This window comes from Cupriavidus sp. WGlv3, assembly GCF_023952475.1.
In the GTDB taxonomy this organism is placed as follows: domain Bacteria; phylum Pseudomonadota; class Gammaproteobacteria; order Burkholderiales; family Burkholderiaceae; genus Cupriavidus; species Cupriavidus phytorum.
Window position 1 is genome coordinate 70,814 of the sequence record NZ_JALHRX010000003.1, and the last position, 16,332, is coordinate 87,145.

The window sequence follows — 16,332 nt, forward strand, 5'->3', positions numbered from 1 at the left end:
GGCTGGCCCGTCAGCTTTACAGCACCACCGGTTCGGGCTCGATGCGCACGCCGTAGCGGGCCTGCACGGTGTCGGCAATGCGGTTGGCCAGCGCCAGCAGCATCGCACCGGTGCCGCCGCCGTGGTGTACCAGCACCAGCGCCTGCTTGCCATAGACGCCCACGGGGCCGTCGCTCACGCCCTTGAAGCCGCAGCGGTCGATTAGCCAGCCGGCCGCCAGCTTGTACGAGCCGTCGGGCTGCGCATAGCTGACCAGATCCGGATGCGCCTGCAGCAAGGCGTCGCGTTGCGTGGCGCTGACCAGCGGGTTCTTGAAGAAGCTGCCGGCATTGCCCAGCAGTGCGGGGTCGGGCAGCTTGCGCGAGCGAATCGCGACCACGGCGTCGCGGATGGAGGCCGCGTCCGGCGCGGCCCGGCCATTCAGTTCACGCGCCAGTTCGCCGTACGACAGCACCGGCTGCCATCCCTTCGGCAGGCGCAGCGTGACCGCGGTAATGATGTAGCGCCCCGCGCCGGCGCGCTTGAACAGGCTGTCGCGGTAGCCGAATTCGCACTCTTGCAGATCCAGCCACACGAAGGTGCCGGTGTGCCGGTCATAGGCGCGCACGCCGGCGAAGCGCTCGCGCAACTCCACCCCGTAGGCGCCGATGTTCTGGATCGGCGCCGCACCGGCGGTGCCGGGGATCAGCGCCAGGTTTTCCAGCCCCGGCATGCCGTCGGCGATGGTGCGGTTGACCAGCGCGCTCCAGTTTTCGCCCGCGCCCACGGTGACCAGCCAGGCATCGCCGCCTGCGCTGGGGGCTTCGACCTGGTAGCCGGGGATTTCCATCAGCAGCACCAGTGCGTCGAGATCGCCGGTCAGCACGACATTGCTGCCGCCACCCAGCACCACCAGCGGCAAGCCTGCGGTGCGCGGGTCGGCCAGCGCCGTGATCAGGTCGGTCTCGCTGCGCACGTGCACCGCAAAGCGCGCGCGCGCATCGAATCCGAATGTATTGTGGCGACGCAGGGGATAGAATTCGTGGAAATCTGCCATGCAAGGGAAAGGTGACGCGGCCGCCGCTGGTGTGCGCGACCCGGAACTGCGAGGTAGGCTGGATTATACGGAAGGCGCCGTGCGCGGCCGGCTTCCGGGCATACGGATCACAAGGAGAATGCAATGCCGTCGTTTGACGTAGTGTGCGAAGCGAATATGGTCGAGGTGAAGAACGCCGTCGAGCAGGCCAACAAGGAAATCTCGACGCGCTTCGATTTCAAGGGCTCCGACGCCCGGGTCGAGCACAAGGAAAACGAGCTGACCGCCTTTGCCGACGATGATTTCAAGCTGGACCAGGTCAAGGACGTGCTGATCAGCAAGATGGCCAAGCGCAATGTCGACGTGCGCTTCCTGGATTATGGCAAGACCGAGAAGATCAGCGGCGACAAGGTCAAGCAGGTCATCACCATCAAGAAGGGCGTGACCGGCGACCTGTCCAAGAAGATCGTGCGCATGATCAAGGACAGCAAGATCAAGGTGCAGGCCAGCATCCAGGGCGACACGGTACGCGTGTCGGGCACCAAGCGCGACGACCTGCAGAACGTGATCGCGATGCTGCGCAAGGATGTGTCCGAGGCACCGCTGGACTTCAACAACTTCCGCGACTGAGTGGCACCCGGGCCGGCTGCCCTGCCGGCGCCGCGCGCGGCCGCCGGTCAGCGTGGCTGCGGCAATCCCCCGATCTTCGCGCCCGCCTTGATGCCCTTTTGCGCGAACCACCCCCGGTTCATTTCCAGCGCATAGCGGATCGCTGCCTTCGGGCAATGGTTGTTTTCGGTGCGCGGCGCCATGTCTTCGATATTGACGATGGTGCCGTCGTCGGCCAGGAACGCGATCGACAGCGGCAACTCGGTATTGCGCATCCAGAAGCAGTGACCCGCCTTCTGCTCGAACACGAACAGCATGCCGGCATTGGGCGCCATTGATTTCCGGTACATCAGGCCTTGCTCGCGCGCGGCCGGCGTGGCCGCGACTTCGGCCTGGATCGCATACATGCCCGCGGTCAGCGGCGCAAGCGGCAGCGCGCCCTGGGCGTTGGCAGCGCCGACTGCCAGTGCGGCGATCACGAAGCAGCAGCGTGAGGTCAGGGTCTTCGACAACAGGGGCATGATGGTCAGTCCGGGAAGGCTCGGCGTCGGGGCAGCCGCAAGCATAACGCAGGGTGCACGCGTGGCACGCCGCGCGCGGTGCAACCGCCACCAACAAAAAAGGCAGGCGCCCTGGTGGCGGCCTGCCCTTCTTTTTGATGCCGGCGCACGGCCCGGCAGTGGCGCCAGCCCTGGTTACGCGGCCGGGGCTGCGGCAGCAGCGGTTTCCTTCTTCTTGCTGTGCTTCTTGTGGGTGGCCTTCTTCTTGGCGGTCTTCTTCGGGGCTTCCTTGGTGGCCGCGGCCGCGGCCGCGGGCGTGGCCGGCTCGGCAGGCGCAGCGGCCTGGGCGAAGGCGCCGGTGGCGAACAGGCCGACAACCAGTGCAGCGATCAGTTTTTTCATGGCGTATTACCTCGAAGGATAAAAGCAGTCGGGAAAGTGGTGACGCGTGGTTGGACGTGTCCCCGACAAGAACGAGGCCGCTGTTGGCAGCGTTGACGGTCGATCTGTTATTTTTTGTAACGTAGGCGCCGCTTGGTGTCGTTCGCCTGTTTGGTCTTGAAGACATGAGCGCGCAAGGGTGGTGCCGGACGTCCCGCAGAAGTGGCCAGCGGCAGACCCGACTCGGCGAGCGGCACCTCGCAGCTTTCGCCGGGCGCGAGGCCGAGCGCGCGCAGGTCGAGCGCGCCGATGGCCACCCGGATCAGCCGCAGCGTCGGAAACCCCACCGCCGCCGTCATGCGCCGCACCTGCCGGTTCTTGCCTTCCCGGATCTTCAGCTCCAGCCACGCGGTCGGGATGGCGGCGCGAAAGCGCACCGGCGGATGCCGCGGCCACAGCCAGTCGGGTGCTTCGATGGCGCGTACCGTCGCTGACTGGGTCATGAAGTCCCCAAGATCGACCCCGGCGCGCAGGCGGGCGAGGGCGTCCGCGTCGGGAATGCCTTCGACCTGCGCCAGATAGGTCTTCTCGAGCTTGTGGCGCGGGTCGGCGATGCGCGCCTGCAGCGCGCCATCGTCAGTCAGCAGCAGCAAGCCCTCGCTGTCGGCATCGAGCCGGCCGGCCGGATAGACGCCGGGCACCGACACACAGGAGGCCAAAGTCGGCCGCGTCGGGTGTTCCGAGAACTGGCTCATGGTGCCAAACGGCTTGTTCAGGGCGATCAGGGTCATGGGGCGCAAGTATGCCGCAGCGGCGCGTGTGCAGGTCGGTCAGGTCGGCCGGATCGGGGTCCGGCCCGATTGGCGGATGATGAAAAATTGCTGCATAATATAAAATTAGTCTTGTGTCTTATATAAGACTGAAGCCGATCAGGCATGGCGCCGGCATGATGCACGGCAGTATGGGCTGGGCATCCAGGCCCGCTACAATGCACAGCGCCATCTCCCCGAATCTCGCCGTCCGGCCACGAACCGGCGGCAGTCACAACCGTTCCGTAACTGGAGACGTCATGTACCAACACATCAAGGTTCCGGCAGGCGAAAAGATCACCGTCAACCAGGACTTTTCGCTCAATGTCCCGGACAACCCGATCATTCCTTATATCGAAGGCGACGGTACGGGCCTCGATATCACCCCGGTGATGATCAAGGTGGTCGACGCGGCCGTGGCCAAGGCCTACGGCGGCAAGCGCAAGATCGCCTGGATGGAGATCTATGCCGGCGAGAAGTCGACCAAGGTCTACGGCCCGGACGTGTGGCTGCCGGATGAAACCCTGGACGTGCTGAAGGAATACGTGGTTTCGATCAAGGGTCCGCTGACCACGCCGGTCGGCGGCGGCATCCGCTCGCTCAACGTGGCCCTGCGCCAGCAGCTGGACCTTTATGTCTGCCTGCGCCCGGTACGCTACTTCAAGGGCGTGCCCTCACCCGTGCGCGAGCCGGAAAAGACCGATATGGTGATCTTCCGCGAGAACTCGGAAGACATTTACGCCGGCATCGAATGGGCCGCCGAGAGCGACCAGGCCAAGAAGCTGATCGCCTTCCTGCAGAACGAGATGGGCGTGAAGAAGATCCGCTTCCCGGCGACGTCGGGCATCGGCGTCAAGCCGGTGTCGCGCGAGGGCACCGAGCGCCTGGTGCGCAAGGCGATCCAGTACGCGATCGACAACGACAAGCCGTCGGTGACGCTGGTGCACAAGGGCAACATCATGAAGTTCACCGAAGGTGGCTTCCGCGACTGGGGCTATGAGCTGGCACAGAAGGAATTCGGTGCAGAGCTGGTCGACGGCGGCCCGTGGTGCAAGTTCAAGAACCCGAAGACCGGCAAGGACATCGTGGTCAAGGATGCCATTGCCGACGCCTTCCTGCAGCAGATCCTGCTGCGCCCGGCCGAGTACTCGGTGATCGCCACGCTGAACCTCAACGGCGACTACGTCTCCGATGCGCTGGCGGCGCAAGTTGGCGGCATCGGCATCGCGCCGGGCGCCAACATGTCGGATTCGGTGGCGATGTTCGAAGCCACCCACGGCACCGCGCCGAAGTACGCCGGCAAGGATTACGTCAATCCGGGCTCGGAAATCCTGTCGGCCGAAATGATGCTGCGCCACATGGGCTGGACCGAGGCCGCCGACCTGATCATCGCGTCGATGGAGAAGTCGATCCTGTCCAAAAAGGTCACCTACGATTTCGCCCGCCTGCTGGAAGGCGCGACGCAGGTGTCGTGCTCGGGCTTCGGGCAGGTGATGATCGACAATATGTAAGCACAGACTCCCGCCAAGGCGGGCGTACTGTCGGCAAAACCCCGGTGCTGGTTACCCAGTACCGGGGTTTTTTCTTGCCGGGCGCCGCGGCGTTGCCTAGAACTTCAGGACTGACGGGCATCCGGCCCGGGGAGACTGGCATGGACGATCCCTTCCGCCGCACCGCGTTCGGCGCGGCCGTTTTCTACAAGGATCCGCTGGCGGCGCTGGACTGGCTCGAGCGCGCGTTCGGGTTCGAGCGGGTCATGGTGATCCGCGACCAGCAGGGGCAGCTGGTGCATTCCGAAATGCGTTTCGGCGACAGCTACCTGATGGTGGGCAGCGAGTGGGCCGACTTTACCGCCAGCCCGGCGTCGATCGGGGGCAAGAACACCCAGACCGTGCATGTGCATTTGCCGGATGGGCTCGACCAGCATTGCGAGCGGGCCCGGGCTGCCGGTGCCGCGATACTGCGCGAGCCGCAGGACGAGTTCTATGGCGACCGGACCTACACCGCCCGCGATGCCGAGGGTCATGTCTGGACCTTCGGCCAGACTGTGCGCAAGGTCACCAAGGAGGAGGCCGAACAGGCCAGCGGCCTGAAGATCGACGGCTGGACCTGAGCCGGCGCGAGCGGGGCCGCGAGGAAGGCCGGCCCAAACACCAGAAAGCCCGGCGCCAGGCCGGGCTTTCGATCGGGTGTGCGTGCCGCTGATGCGAGCCGGTGCCCGCCGCGCCGCCCTTGGCGGCCAGCGGGGCGCTGGCATCGGTCCCGTCCCGGGGGAATCCCCCCACCCTGGTTGACCGCTCCGGTGGCTCTGCGGCCGGGGATGCGGTCGTGGCGCGCTTTAGCTGGCGTCCTGGATATTGGTGGCTTGCTTGCCCTTCGGGCCCTGGACCACCTCGAACGAGACGCGCTGGCCTTCCTTCAGCGTCTTGAAGCCCGCCATCTGGATAGCCGAAAAGTGCGCAAACAGTTCTTCTTCGCCCTCGTCCGGCTTGATGAACCCGAATCCCTTGGCGTCATTGAACCATTTGACGATACCGCTTGCCATATACTCCCCCAACGAAATAGCAGATTTTCAAGCGGGGAAGCTTGCCAGCCAGACGGCACGGACTGCGGCGCCATGGCTGGCCGCGTGCTGACATGCGGCCGGCGATGACGCGCGGCGGGTGCTATCGCGAGACGGCCAGTCTGATTGCTGACTCGCCGCCGCGGGCCGTGGGCCTCCCTGCTCACGGATCACCCGCCTTGGCTGTTGCTTTGGCTCGCTGCCTTCGGTGGGTGTGCGGCCGATTTTTCTGGCAAAGCCGAAGACTGTCAAGCTGGCGGATTCCCCACTGCCAGAAGGGTGTGGCAGGAACAGGACGGCGCCTGGTGTTACCGTTGCCATGAATCGGCGGCCGCCGGGCCCGGATTTTCAGACGGTGCGGCGACGTGCCTTGCAAGGCCTTCCGCGGAACCATCCGCTCCCATTCACCACGGAAAACCGGTGGCCGGACTCTTGAATCCACCGCCTTTTCCCCAAATTGCAGAGTTGCGAGTAAGGGTTAGAATAAAGCCATGGCTACACGGCTTGCGAATGTCCCACAACGCGAAGCGGGCACCATCCTGGAGCGCAAAGAGCAGGCGCTGAAACCGCCTGCCATGTTCAAGGTGGTGCTGCTGAACGACGACTACACTCCGATGGAGTTTGTCGTGATGATCCTGCAGCAGTATTTCAGCAGGGACCGGGAAACGGCGACGCAGATCATGCTGACCGTGCACCGGGAAGGAAAGGGCGTCTGTGGTATCTACACCAGGGATATCGCGGCGACTAAGGTCGAGCTGGTGTCAACGCACGCGCGGCAGGCGGGGCACCCCCTGCAGTGCGTGATGGAGGAAGCATGATTGCGCAAGAATTGGAAGTGAGCCTGCATATGGCTTTTGTCGAAGCCAGGCAGGCACGCCACGAGTTCATTACCGTGGAGCACCTGCTGCTGGCATTGCTCGACAATCCCACGGCAGCTGAAGTCTTGCGCGCCTGCGCGGCCAATATCGAGGACCTGCGCACCAGCCTTAAGAACTTCATCGCGGACAACACGCCGGTGGTACCGGGGACCGACGAGGTCGATACCCAGCCCACGCTGGGTTTCCAGCGCGTGATCCAGCGCGCCATCATGCATGTCCAGTCGACTTCCAACGGCAAGAAGGAAGTCACCGGCGCCAACGTGCTGGTCGCGATTTTCGGCGAGAAGGATTCGCACGCGGTCTATTACCTGCAGCAGCAGGGCGTGACGCGCCTGGACGTGGTCAATTTCATCAGCCACGGCATCCGCAAGGACCAGTCCGAGCCGGCCAAGCATGGCGAGGCGGCCGGCGAGGGCGAGGGCGGCGACGGCAAGGAAAGCCCGCTCGAGCAATACACCCAGAACCTGAACGCGCTGGCCAAGGCCGGCAAGATCGATCCGCTCATCGGCCGCGAGAGCGAAGTCGAGCGCGTAGTCCAGGTGCTGTGCCGCCGGCGCAAGAACAACCCGCTGCTGGTGGGCGAGGCCGGCGTCGGCAAGACCGCGATTGCGGAAGGCCTGGCATGGCGCATCACCAAGAACGAGGTGCCGGATATCCTGGAAAAGGCCACCGTCTACTCGCTCGACATGGGCGCGCTGCTGGCCGGCACCAAGTACCGCGGCGATTTCGAGCAGCGCCTGAAGGGCGTGCTCAAGTCGCTCAAGGACAATCCCAACGCGATCCTGTTCATCGACGAGATCCACACGCTGATCGGCGCGGGCGCCGCCTCGGGCGGGACGCTGGACGCGAGCAACCTGCTCAAGCCGGCGCTGTCGTCGGGCCAGCTCAAGTGCATCGGCGCGACCACCTTCACCGAATACCGCGGCATCTTCGAGAAGGACGCGGCGCTGTCGCGGCGCTTCCAGAAGATCGACGTGGTCGAGCCGTCGGTGGACCAGACCGTGCAGATCCTGCGCGGGCTGAAGTCGCGCTTCGAGGAACACCATGGCGTCAAGTACGCGTCGTCGGCGCTGACCGCCGCGGCCGAGCTGTCGGCGCGCTTCATCACCGACCGCCACTTGCCGGACAAGGCCATCGACGTGATCGACGAAGCCGGCGCGGCGCAGCGCATCCTGCCGAAGTCCAAGCAGAAGAAGACCATCGGCAAGGGCGAGATCGAGGACATCGTCTCGCGCATCGCGCGCATCCCGCCGCAGAGCGTGAACCAGGATGACCGCAGCAAGCTGCAGACGCTGGAACGCGACCTGAAGTCGGTGGTGTTCGGCCAGGATCCGGCGATCGAGGCGCTGGCCTCGGCGATCAAGATGTCGCGCGCGGGCCTGGGCAAGACCGACAAGCCGATCGGCTCGTTCCTGTTCTCGGGCCCCACCGGCGTGGGCAAGACCGAGGTCGCCAAGCAGCTGGCCTTCATCATGGGCATCGAGCTGCTGCGCTTCGACATGTCCGAATACATGGAACGCCATGCGGTGAGCCGCCTGATCGGCGCGCCGCCGGGATACGTTGGCTTCGACCAGGGCGGCCTGCTGACCGAGGCCGTGACCAAGAAGCCGCACTGCGTGCTGCTGCTGGACGAAATCGAGAAAGCGCATCCGGATATCTTCAATATCCTGCTGCAGGTGATGGACCATGGTTCGCTGACCGACAACAACGGCCGGCGCGCCGACTTCCGCAACGTGATCATCATCATGACCACCAACGCGGGGGCGGAGACCATGAACCGCGCCACCATCGGCTTTACCAGCTCGCGCGAGCAGGGCGACGAGATGGCCGACATCAAGCGCATGTTCACGCCGGAGTTCCGCAACCGGCTGGATGCCACCATCAGCTTCCGCTCGCTCGATGAGGAAATCATCCTGCGCGTGGTCGACAAGTTCCTGATGCAGCTGGAAGAGCAGCTGCACGAGAAGAAGGTGGAAGCCAGCTTCAGCGAGAAGCTGCGCAAGTTCCTGGCGCACAAGGGCTTCGATCCGCTGATGGGGGCGCGGCCGATGCAGCGCCTGATCCAGGACATGATCCGCAAGGCGCTGGCCGACGAGCTGCTGTTCGGCCGCCTGGTCTCCGGCGGCAAGGTGGTGGTGGATCTGGACGAGCAGGACCAGATCAAGCTCGATTTCTCCGAGATCGAGCCCGAACCGCCCGAGGCGCCCGAGGAACAGCGCGCAGAAGCCTGAGCGATATTCGGCCGCGTTGCCAGCAACGGGGTCGATCATCGGGCAAAATAGCGGGGCGGCCACACTGGCCGCCCCGTTTCTTTTTCCGTGCCGCCCCACGCCTCCAGCGCCTCGAAACCGAACGCCCCGATGTCCTCTGCCGACCGCACGCGGCGCCGCCGCCTGCTGCTCAAGATCCTGCCGCTGGGCGCCTTGCCGGGCCCGATGCTTCATGCCAGTGCCGCCAGCGCCGCCGATGGCGCCGCCAGCCACCGTCCGATCGCACTGGTGCTGCCGTTCCCGCCGGGCGGCAGCGTCGACATCGTCGCGCGCCAGCTGCAGCCCGGGCTGAAGGCGGCGCTGGGGCAGACCGTGGTGGTGGACAACAAGCCGGGCGCGGGCGGGCTGATCGCCTCGAACACCGTGGCGCGCGCCCGTGCCGACGGCAATACGCTGCTGATGGCGTTCGACACGCATGCGATCAACCCGTTTGCCTACAAGCAGCTGCCCTACGACACCTTCCGCGATTTCTCGCCGATCTCGCAGCTGGTGCGCTTCCCGCTGGTGATCGCCGCCAACCCGGCGCTGCCGGCGTCGAACGTGCGGGAACTGGTGGCGCTGGCCAGGGCCAGGCATGACGGCGTGCGCTATGCGTCGTCGGGCATCGGCAGCCTGAACCAGCTCGCGGCCGAGGCGCTGGCGACCGAGGCTGGCGTGCATATGCTGCACGTGCCCTACAAGGGCGGCGGCCCGGCGGTGCAGGCGGTGCTGTCCAATGAAGTCGACATCTTCTTCAGCAGCTACGCCGCGGTGCAGGCGCACGTGGCAGCGCGCACGATCAAGGTGCTGGGCGTGACCGGCACCAGCCGGCTGCGCCAGTTGCCGCAGGTGCCCACGGTGGCCGAGCAGGGCCTCAAGGGCTTCGAGGCGTATTCGTGGATCGGCGTGTTCGGTCCGGCCGACCTGCCGGCGGCGACGGTGACGCGCCTGCACGGCGCGCTGGTCGAGTCGCTGCGTCAGCCACGCGTGGTCGATGCACTCGGCGCGCAAGGCTTCGAAATCGTCGGCGGCAGCCCGGTCGAGCTGGGCCAGCTGGTACGCCGCGAGCATGACAAATGGCAGGCGGTGGCGCGCAAGGCCAATATCCAGTTCGAATAAACCAGTCCGGCGCCGCCGTGCGCCAAGCGTCCGGGGGGATGCCGATGGCAACGCAAGCAGAAATGTTCGATCACGCCGTGGTGGTGTGTCCCGACCTCGATGCCGGGGCGCAGGCCTGGCAGCGGCTCGGCTTCACGCTGACGCCGCGCGGCTATCACACACTGGGCTCGCAGAACCACTGCATCATGCTGCAGCGCGACTACCTCGAGCTGCTGCACGTGACCGCGCCCAGTCCGAGCCGTCAGTATTACTGGGACGCCCAGCAGCGCGGCGGCGGCTGTGCGGCGATGTCGTGCAAGAGCGCCGATGCCTTTGCCACCGCGGCGCGGCTGCGCGCGGACGGCTGGCATACCTCGGACCCGATCGAATTCTCGCGTCCGGTGCGGCTGGACGATGGCAGCGAGCATCCGGCCACGTTTCGCGTGACCGCGCTCGACGAGGCCCCGGGCGCGCGCTATTTCGTCTGCGAGCACCGCACGCCCGAGCTGCTGTGGCGGCCCGAATGGATGCGCCATGCCAACGGCGCGCACAGCATCGCGACCATGTTCCTGGTGGTGGCGCCGGCGCTGGTGGATGCCGCCGCGCGCGCCTATGCCGAGCTGACCGGCGGCGAACTGACGCAGCTGAGCGAACATGTCAGCAGCCTGGCGGTCGACAACGCCACGCTGGTGCTCAGTACGCCGCAGGCGCTGGCGTCAGCCACCGGCACCACGCATGTCCGGCGCGACGGGCCGGGCTATGCGGCGATTCGCCTGCGCACCAACGACCTTGCGGCGGCCCGCGCCGGCTGGCGCGAGCAGGGCGTGCCGACCCACGACCTGGGTCCGCGCGAGACCCTGGTGCCGGCGGATGCCGCCAGCGGCGTGGCCTTGCTGTTCGAGCAGCAGGGCTGAAATGCAAACTGGCGCCCCGCGGGGCGCCAGTACTTCATGCCGAGGCCGACAACTCGTCAGGCGCTGGCCTTGGCGTGATGCACGCCGGTCGAGCCAAAGCCGCCCGCGCCGCGTTCGCTGTCCTCGCTGAATTCCTCGACCGTCGAGAACACCGGCCGCAGTACCGGCACGAACATCATCTGCGCGATGCGCTCGCCCGGCTGGATCACGATCGGCTCGGTGCCCGGCGCGTTGCGGTTCCACACGCTGACCATGATCTGGCCCTGGTAGTCGGCATCGATCACGCCGATCGAATTCCCCAGCACCAGCCCTTTCTTGTGGCCGAGGCCCGAGCGCGGCACGATGGTCGCGGCCATGTACGGGTTGCCCATGTGCACGGCGATGCCGGCCGGCACCAGCTGCGCGGGCGTGCCCGGCGCGATCGCCACGGGCGCGTCGACGCAGGCGTGCAGGTCGATGGCGGCGGCCATCTCGCTCTGGTAGGCGGGCAGGCCCCATTCGTTCAGGCGCGCGTCGAGCACCTTGATTTCTACGGTCGGGTTCAAAGGCTGGGTCATAGACAATCTCGGGAATGCGTTGCAAAAGTCAGGGCCGCGCGCGACCAGGCAGGCGCTGGCCGATGGCCGCGACCAGCTGCCGTGCCAGCGACAGCTTGTCGGCGCGTGGCAGCCGCGTCATGCCGGCGGCGTCGAACAGCACGATCTCGTTGTCGTCCAGGCCGAAGGTGTGGTGGCCGATATTGCCCACCAGCAGCGGCACGCCCTTGCGCTGGCGCTTCTGCTCGCCGTACTGCTCCAGGTTCTCGCTTTCGGCGGCAAAGCCGACGCAGTAGGGCGCGTCGGCGCGGGCCGCGACCGCGGCCAGGATGTCGGGGTTCTGCACGAACTGCAGCGTCGGCGTATCGGTATCGTTGGCTTTCTTCAGCTTCTGCTGCGCGACCTCGGCCGGGCGCCAGTCCGCCACCGCGGCCACCGCGACAAAGACATCGACACCGGGCAACTGCGCCATCACCGCGTCATGCATCTGCTGCGCGCTGCGCACGTCGGTGCGCATCACGCCGCGCGGGGTGGGCAGGCCGGTGGGGCCGGCCACCAGCAGCACTTCGGCGCCGGCCTCGCGCGCCGCGCGCGCGATCGAGAAGCCCATCTTGCCGGACGACAGGTTGGTGATGCCGCGCACCGGGTCGATCGCCTCGAAGGTCGGGCCGGCGGTGATCAGCATGCGCTTGCCTTGCAGCGGCTTGGGCTGGAAGAAGGCGATGATGTCGTCGAGCAGCTCCTCGGGCTCCAGCATGCGGCCGTCGCCGACTTCGCCGCAGGCCTGGTCGCCGCTGCCCGGGCCCAGGATCACCACGCCGTCGGCGCGCAGTTGGGCGGCGTTGCGCTGGGTGGCGGGGGCGGCCCACATCTGGCGGTTCATCGCCGGCGCCACCAGCAGCGGGCAGTCGCGCGCGATGCATAGCGTGCTCAGCAGGTCGTCGCACAGGCCGTTGGCCAGCCGCGCCATGAAGTCGGTGGATGCAGGGGCGATGACAATGGCGTCGGCCTCGCGCGAGAGGTCGATATGCGCCATATTGTTGTCGATGCGCGCATCCCATTGCGACAGGAAGACCGGCCGGCCCGACAGCGCCTGCATCGTCACCGGGGTGATGAAATGCGTCGCCGCCTCGGTCATGGCCACCTGCACGGTGGCGCCGGCCTTGGTCAGGAGCCGGACCAGTTCGGCCGACTTGTAGCAGGCGATGCCGCCGGTCAGGCCGAGAACGATGTGCTTGCCGCGCAAATCCATGGTGGGGAACCTGGCTGGGGAGGGAAGGGGAATGTTAGCGGCGCCGCTCAGTGCTTGCGCACCCGCCGCAGCTCGTCGACGATCAGCAGCACCGCGCCCACCGTGATCGCGCAGTCCGCGACATTGAACGCCGGCCAGTGATACCTGCCCACGTAGAAGTCCAGGAAATCGATCACATGACCGTAGGCCACGCGGTCGATCACGTTGCCGACCGCGCCGCCCAGGATCAGCGACACCGCGAAGCAGAACAGCCGCTGGCCGGTATGGCGGTACAGCAGCCAGACGATGAACGCGCCGACCACCACGCCCAGGCCGGTGAAGAACCAGCGCTGCCAGCCGCCGGCGTCAGCCAGGAAGCTGAACGCCGCGCCCTTGTTGTAGACCAGCACCAGGTTGAAGAAGCCGGTCACCGGGCGCGACTCGCCGTAGCTGAAGCTGCGCACGATCACGATCTTGAAGAACTGGTCGAGCAGCACCACCAGCAGCGCAAAGGCCATCCACAGCAGCGGGGTGGTGGTGGCAGCCTTGTTGCGGCGCGCCGGGCGCGCCGAACGGGACGTGGTCGATGCCATCAGGCATGGCTCCTGTGTTCGCCGGCGCCGAACAGGTTGCTGTCGCAGCGGCCGCAGAGGGTGGGGTGGTCGGGGTTGTGGCCGACGTCGGCGCGGTAGTGCCAGCAGCGCTCGCACTTGGCATGCGCCGACGGGGTCACCGTCACCAGCAGGTCGCCGGCCTCGGGCGCGGGCGCGACCTTGGCCGACGAGGTCAGCAGCACGAAGCGCAGGTCGTCACCGAGGCTCTGCAGCGCCGCCAGCACCGGACCGCCAGCCTGGATGGTCAGCTCGGCCTGCAGCGACGAACCGATCTCGCCTTCCACGCGCACCGCTTCCAGTTGCCGGGTGACCTCGGCGCGCACTTCGCGCAGCGTATGCCATTTCTGCAGCAGGTCGTCGGCATCGTCGACTTCCGGCACGGCGTAATAGGTGCTGGTGAAGATGGTGTCGGTGTGCTCGGTGCCATGGGCGAACACCTGCCATGCTTCCTCGGCGGTGAACGACAGGAACGGCGCCATCCAGTGCAGCATCGCCTGGGTAATGTGATACAGCGCGTTCTGCGCCGCGCGGCGCGCCTTCGAATCCGGCGCGGTGGTGTAGAGGCGGTCCTTCAGCACGTCGAGGTAGAAGCCGCCCAGGTCCTCGGAGCAGAAGGTCTGCAGCTTGGCCACCACCGGGTGGAATTCGTAAGCCTCGTAGTGCGACAGCACTTCCTTCTGCAGCTGCGCGGTCAGCGCCACGGCGTAGCGGTCGATCTCCAGCCATTCGGCCGCAGGCAGCGCGTGCTTGCCGTGGTCGTAGTCGGACAGGTTGGACAGCAGGAAACGCAGCGTATTGCGGATGCGGCGATAGCCTTCCACCACGCGCTTGAGGATCTCGTCCGAGATCGACAGCTCGCCGGAGTAATCGGTCGAGGCCACCCACAGGCGGATGATCTCGGCGCCCATCTTGTTCGCGATGTCCTGCGGCGACACGGTATTGCCGATCGACTTGGACATCTTGCGGCCCTCGCCGTCGACGGTGAAGCCGTGCGTCAGCAGCGCCTTGTAGGGCGGCTTGCCATACAGCATCGAGGCGGTCAGCAGCGACGAGTGGAACCAGCCGCGGTGCTGGTCCGAACCTTCCAGGTACAGGTCGGCCAGGCGGCCGTCGGCCTCGTCGGCGGCCGGATCGTACAGGTCATCGCGGTGCGAGCCGCGGATCACGGTCCAGTGCGTGGTGCCGGAATCGAACCAGACGTCGAGCGTGTCGCGGTTCTTCTCGTACTGGCTGGCTTCATCGCCCAGCAGTTCGGCCGGATCCAGCGTCTGCCACGCTTCGATGCCGTGCTGCTCGACGCGTTTGGCGATCTGTTCCAGCAGTTCGGGCGTGCGCGGATGCAGCGCGCCGGTTTCCTTGTGCACGAAGAACGCCATCGGCACGCCCCACTGGCGCTGGCGCGACAGGGTCCAGTCCGGCCGGTGGGCGATCATGTTGTGCAGGCGCTGCTTGCCCCACGACGGATAGAACTCGGTCGCCTCGATGCCTGCCAGCGCGGTCTCGCGCAGCGTCGGCACGGGCTTGCCGTTTTCCTCGGCCGGGTCCACGTCCATGCCGGCGAACCACTGCGAGGTGGCGCGGTAGATGATCGGCGTCTTGTGGCGCCAGCAGTGCATGTAGCTGTGGGTGTACTTGTGCGAGTTGAACAGGTTGCCCGATTCCTGCAGCGCATCGACGATCTTGGGGTTGGCATCCCAGATCGACAAGCCGCCGAACAGCGGCAGCGTGGTGGCGTAGACGCCGTTGCCCATCACCGGGCTGATGATGTCCGCATCCGGCATGCCGTGCGCCTTGCACGACTGGAAGTCTTCCACGCCATAGGCAGGGGCCGAGTGCACGATGCCCGAGCCGGTGTCGGTGGTGACGTAGTCGCCCAGGTAGATGGGCGACAGGCGGTCATAGCCGGCGTCCATCTTGGCCAGCGGGTGATGGAAGCGGATTTCCGACAGCGCGGCACCGGTGGCCGTGGCGACGACCTTGCCTTCCAGGGCATAGACCTTCAGTTGCTCCTCGACGCGCTCGGTGGCCAGGATCAGGTGGCCGCGCGGGGTGTCGACCAGCGCGTATTCGACCTCCGGGTGCACGTTCAGGGCCTGGTTGCTCGGGATGGTCCACGGCGTGGTGGTCCAGATCACGATCCAGCCCGGCCTGGCGTCGATCTGCTCGACCGGCACCTTGAACGCGTGCGCCAGCTTGTCGGTCTCGGCGAACGGGAAGCCCACGTCGATCGACAGGTCGACCTTGTCCTTGTATTCGACTTCGGCCTCGGCCAGCGCCGAGCCGCAGTCGAAGCACCAGTTCACCGGCTTCAGGCCGCGGAACACATAGCCCTTTTCCATGATCTTGCCGAGCGCGCGCAGTTCGTCGGCCTCGTTGCTGTAGTTCATGGTCAGGTAGGGGTGGTCCCAGTCGCCCAGCACGCCCAGGCGCTCGAAGTCCACCATCTGGCGCTTGATCTGCTCGGTGGCGTACGCGCGCGCCTTGGCCTGGACTTCCTGCACCGGCAGGCCCTTGCCGAACTTCTTCTCGATCTGGATCTCGATCGGCATGCCGTGGCAGTCCCAGCCCGGCACGTAGACGGCGTCGAGCCCGGTCAGGCCGCGCGCCTTGATGATCATGTCCTTGAGCACCTTGTTGACGGCGTGGCCGATATGGATATCGCCGTTGGCATAGGGGGGGCCGTCGTGCAGCACGAACTTCTTCGCGCCCTTGCGTGCCGCGCGGATCTTCTTGTAGAGCTGCTTGTCCTGCCACTGCTTGACCCATTGCGGCTCGCGCTTGGGCAGGTCGCCACGCATCGGGAAGGGCGTGTCGAGCAGGTTGACGGGATACTTGTTCTTCTCGGGCTTGGCGCGTTTGTCGTCAGACATTTCGATTCTCAGGGCAATTCGGTTGGCGCGCGGCCGGCAGTGGCCGGCGGGCGCGCGTGAAGACT

General features: G+C 66.2%; 16 protein-coding genes. 7 read left to right on the top strand and 9 right to left on the bottom strand.

Features of this window, described 5'->3' with window-relative positions:
* Nucleotides 1-16: 16 nt before the first annotated feature.
* Nucleotides 17-1,036, bottom strand: a complete 1,020-nt coding sequence (gene murB / locus MKD38_RS06920) for a UDP-N-acetylmuramate dehydrogenase (protein WP_252675388.1) — start codon at nt 1,034-1,036, stop codon at nt 17-19.
* 123 nt (nt 1,037-1,159) lie between these two features.
* Between murB and MKD38_RS06925 the strand changes: the two genes are divergently transcribed.
* Nucleotides 1,160-1,645, top strand: a complete 486-nt coding sequence (locus MKD38_RS06925; protein ID WP_012353763.1) for a YajQ family cyclic di-GMP-binding protein — start codon at nt 1,160-1,162, stop codon at nt 1,643-1,645.
* 47 nt (nt 1,646-1,692) lie between these two features.
* Here MKD38_RS06925 and MKD38_RS06930 read toward each other — a convergent pair whose 3' ends face one another.
* The 3 genes from MKD38_RS06930 to MKD38_RS06940 all read right to left on the bottom strand — a co-directional run bounded on the left by MKD38_RS06930 (nt 1,693) and on the right by MKD38_RS06940 (nt 3,296).
* Entirely contained in the window at nt 1,693-2,145 is a 453-nt protein-coding gene (locus tag MKD38_RS06930; protein WP_252675389.1) for a DUF192 domain-containing protein, read from the bottom strand.
* Between the two features lie 174 nt (nt 2,146-2,319).
* On the bottom strand, nt 2,320-2,526 hold the full coding sequence (locus tag MKD38_RS06935; protein WP_111519236.1) for a hypothetical protein: 207 nt from the start codon (nt 2,524-2,526) through the stop codon (nt 2,320-2,322).
* 107 nt (nt 2,527-2,633) lie between these two features.
* Nucleotides 2,634-3,296, bottom strand: coding sequence for a pseudouridine synthase (locus tag MKD38_RS06940; protein ID WP_252675390.1), 663 nt, complete (start codon nt 3,294-3,296; stop codon nt 2,634-2,636).
* A gap of 278 nt (nt 3,297-3,574) precedes the next feature.
* Here MKD38_RS06940 and icd point away from each other — a divergent pair, with 278 nt between their 5' ends.
* Nucleotides 3,575-4,825, top strand: a complete 1,251-nt coding sequence (gene icd, locus MKD38_RS06945) for an NADP-dependent isocitrate dehydrogenase (protein WP_112774326.1) — start codon at nt 3,575-3,577, stop codon at nt 4,823-4,825.
* 140 nt (nt 4,826-4,965) lie between these two features.
* Nucleotides 4,966-5,427: a VOC family protein gene (locus MKD38_RS06950; protein ID WP_252675391.1), complete on the top strand. Its 462-nt coding sequence runs from the start codon at nt 4,966-4,968 to the stop codon at nt 5,425-5,427.
* 225 nt (nt 5,428-5,652) lie between these two features.
* Here MKD38_RS06950 and MKD38_RS06955 read toward each other — a convergent pair whose 3' ends face one another.
* A complete protein-coding gene (locus MKD38_RS06955) occupies nt 5,653-5,859 on the bottom strand; it encodes a cold-shock protein (protein ID WP_012353757.1) in 207 nt (68 codons plus the stop codon).
* Nucleotides 5,860-6,368: 509 nt separating this feature from the next.
* On the opposite strand from MKD38_RS06955, the gene clpS reads away from it, so the two are divergent.
* The 4 genes from clpS to MKD38_RS06975 all read left to right on the top strand — a co-directional run bounded on the left by clpS (nt 6,369) and on the right by MKD38_RS06975 (nt 11,016).
* Entirely contained in the window at nt 6,369-6,695 is a 327-nt protein-coding gene (gene clpS, locus MKD38_RS06960) for an ATP-dependent Clp protease adapter ClpS (protein ID WP_010814998.1), read from the top strand.
* Nucleotides 6,692-8,986: an ATP-dependent Clp protease ATP-binding subunit ClpA gene (gene clpA / locus MKD38_RS06965; RefSeq protein ID WP_018007976.1), complete on the top strand. Its 2,295-nt coding sequence runs from the start codon at nt 6,692-6,694 to the stop codon at nt 8,984-8,986. The genes clpS and clpA overlap by 4 nt, the downstream gene beginning before the upstream one ends.
* A gap of 129 nt (nt 8,987-9,115) precedes the next feature.
* On the top strand, nt 9,116-10,123 hold the full coding sequence (locus tag MKD38_RS06970) for a tripartite tricarboxylate transporter substrate binding protein (protein WP_252675392.1): 1,008 nt from the start codon (nt 9,116-9,118) through the stop codon (nt 10,121-10,123).
* A 44-nt stretch (nt 10,124-10,167) separates the two neighbouring features.
* Nucleotides 10,168-11,016 (top strand): VOC family protein, encoded by an 849-nt coding sequence (locus tag MKD38_RS06975; RefSeq protein ID WP_252675393.1) that lies wholly within the window; start codon nt 10,168-10,170, stop codon nt 11,014-11,016.
* A 56-nt stretch (nt 11,017-11,072) separates the two neighbouring features.
* On the opposite strand, the gene dut is transcribed toward MKD38_RS06975, so the two are convergent.
* The 4 genes from dut to ileS are packed head-to-tail and all read right to left on the bottom strand — an operon-like array spanning nt 11,073 to nt 16,267.
* Nucleotides 11,073-11,573: a dUTP diphosphatase gene (gene dut / locus MKD38_RS06980; protein WP_252675394.1), complete on the bottom strand. Its 501-nt coding sequence runs from the start codon at nt 11,571-11,573 to the stop codon at nt 11,073-11,075.
* Between the two features lie 28 nt (nt 11,574-11,601).
* Complete coding sequence (gene coaBC / locus MKD38_RS06985) at nt 11,602-12,804, bottom strand: bifunctional phosphopantothenoylcysteine decarboxylase/phosphopantothenate--cysteine ligase CoaBC (protein ID WP_116309636.1); 1,203 nt, start codon at nt 12,802-12,804, stop codon at nt 11,602-11,604.
* A 47-nt stretch (nt 12,805-12,851) separates the two neighbouring features.
* Nucleotides 12,852-13,376 carry a signal peptidase II gene (gene lspA, locus MKD38_RS06990; protein WP_252675395.1) on the bottom strand — a complete coding sequence of 175 codons (525 nt, stop codon included), beginning with the start codon at nt 13,374-13,376 and terminating at the stop codon, nt 12,852-12,854.
* Nucleotides 13,376-16,267, bottom strand: a complete 2,892-nt coding sequence (ileS, locus tag MKD38_RS06995; protein ID WP_252675396.1) for an isoleucine--tRNA ligase — start codon at nt 16,265-16,267, stop codon at nt 13,376-13,378. The genes lspA and ileS overlap by 1 nt, the downstream gene beginning before the upstream one ends.
* Nucleotides 16,268-16,332: the final 65 nt, after the last annotated feature.

Excerpts from the sequence above, each read along its gene's own strand:
- murB (WP_252675388.1), bottom strand. The coding sequence starts at position 1,036 with ATGGCAGATTTCCACGAATTCTATCCCCTGCGTCGCCACAATACATTC.
- MKD38_RS06925 (WP_012353763.1), top strand. The coding sequence starts at position 1,160 with ATGCCGTCGTTTGACGTAGTGTGCGAAGCGAATATGGTCGAGGTGAAG.
- MKD38_RS06930 (WP_252675389.1), bottom strand. The coding sequence starts at position 2,145 with ATGCCCCTGTTGTCGAAGACCCTGACCTCACGCTGCTGCTTCGTGATC.
- MKD38_RS06935 (WP_111519236.1), bottom strand. The coding sequence starts at position 2,526 with ATGAAAAAACTGATCGCTGCACTGGTTGTCGGCCTGTTCGCCACCGGC.
- MKD38_RS06940 (WP_252675390.1), bottom strand. The coding sequence starts at position 3,296 with ATGACCCTGATCGCCCTGAACAAGCCGTTTGGCACCATGAGCCAGTTC.
- icd (WP_112774326.1), top strand. The coding sequence starts at position 3,575 with ATGTACCAACACATCAAGGTTCCGGCAGGCGAAAAGATCACCGTCAAC.
- MKD38_RS06950 (WP_252675391.1), top strand. The coding sequence starts at position 4,966 with ATGGACGATCCCTTCCGCCGCACCGCGTTCGGCGCGGCCGTTTTCTAC.
- MKD38_RS06955 (WP_012353757.1), bottom strand. The coding sequence starts at position 5,859 with ATGGCAAGCGGTATCGTCAAATGGTTCAATGACGCCAAGGGATTCGGG.
- clpS (WP_010814998.1), top strand. The coding sequence starts at position 6,369 with ATGGCTACACGGCTTGCGAATGTCCCACAACGCGAAGCGGGCACCATC.
- clpA (WP_018007976.1), top strand. The coding sequence starts at position 6,692 with ATGATTGCGCAAGAATTGGAAGTGAGCCTGCATATGGCTTTTGTCGAA.
- MKD38_RS06970 (WP_252675392.1), top strand. The coding sequence starts at position 9,116 with ATGTCCTCTGCCGACCGCACGCGGCGCCGCCGCCTGCTGCTCAAGATC.
- MKD38_RS06975 (WP_252675393.1), top strand. The coding sequence starts at position 10,168 with ATGGCAACGCAAGCAGAAATGTTCGATCACGCCGTGGTGGTGTGTCCC.
- dut (WP_252675394.1), bottom strand. The coding sequence starts at position 11,573 with ATGACCCAGCCTTTGAACCCGACCGTAGAAATCAAGGTGCTCGACGCG.
- coaBC (WP_116309636.1), bottom strand. The coding sequence starts at position 12,804 with ATGGATTTGCGCGGCAAGCACATCGTTCTCGGCCTGACCGGCGGCATC.
- lspA (WP_252675395.1), bottom strand. The coding sequence starts at position 13,376 with ATGGCATCGACCACGTCCCGTTCGGCGCGCCCGGCGCGCCGCAACAAG.
- ileS (WP_252675396.1), bottom strand. The coding sequence starts at position 16,267 with ATGTCTGACGACAAACGCGCCAAGCCCGAGAAGAACAAGTATCCCGTC.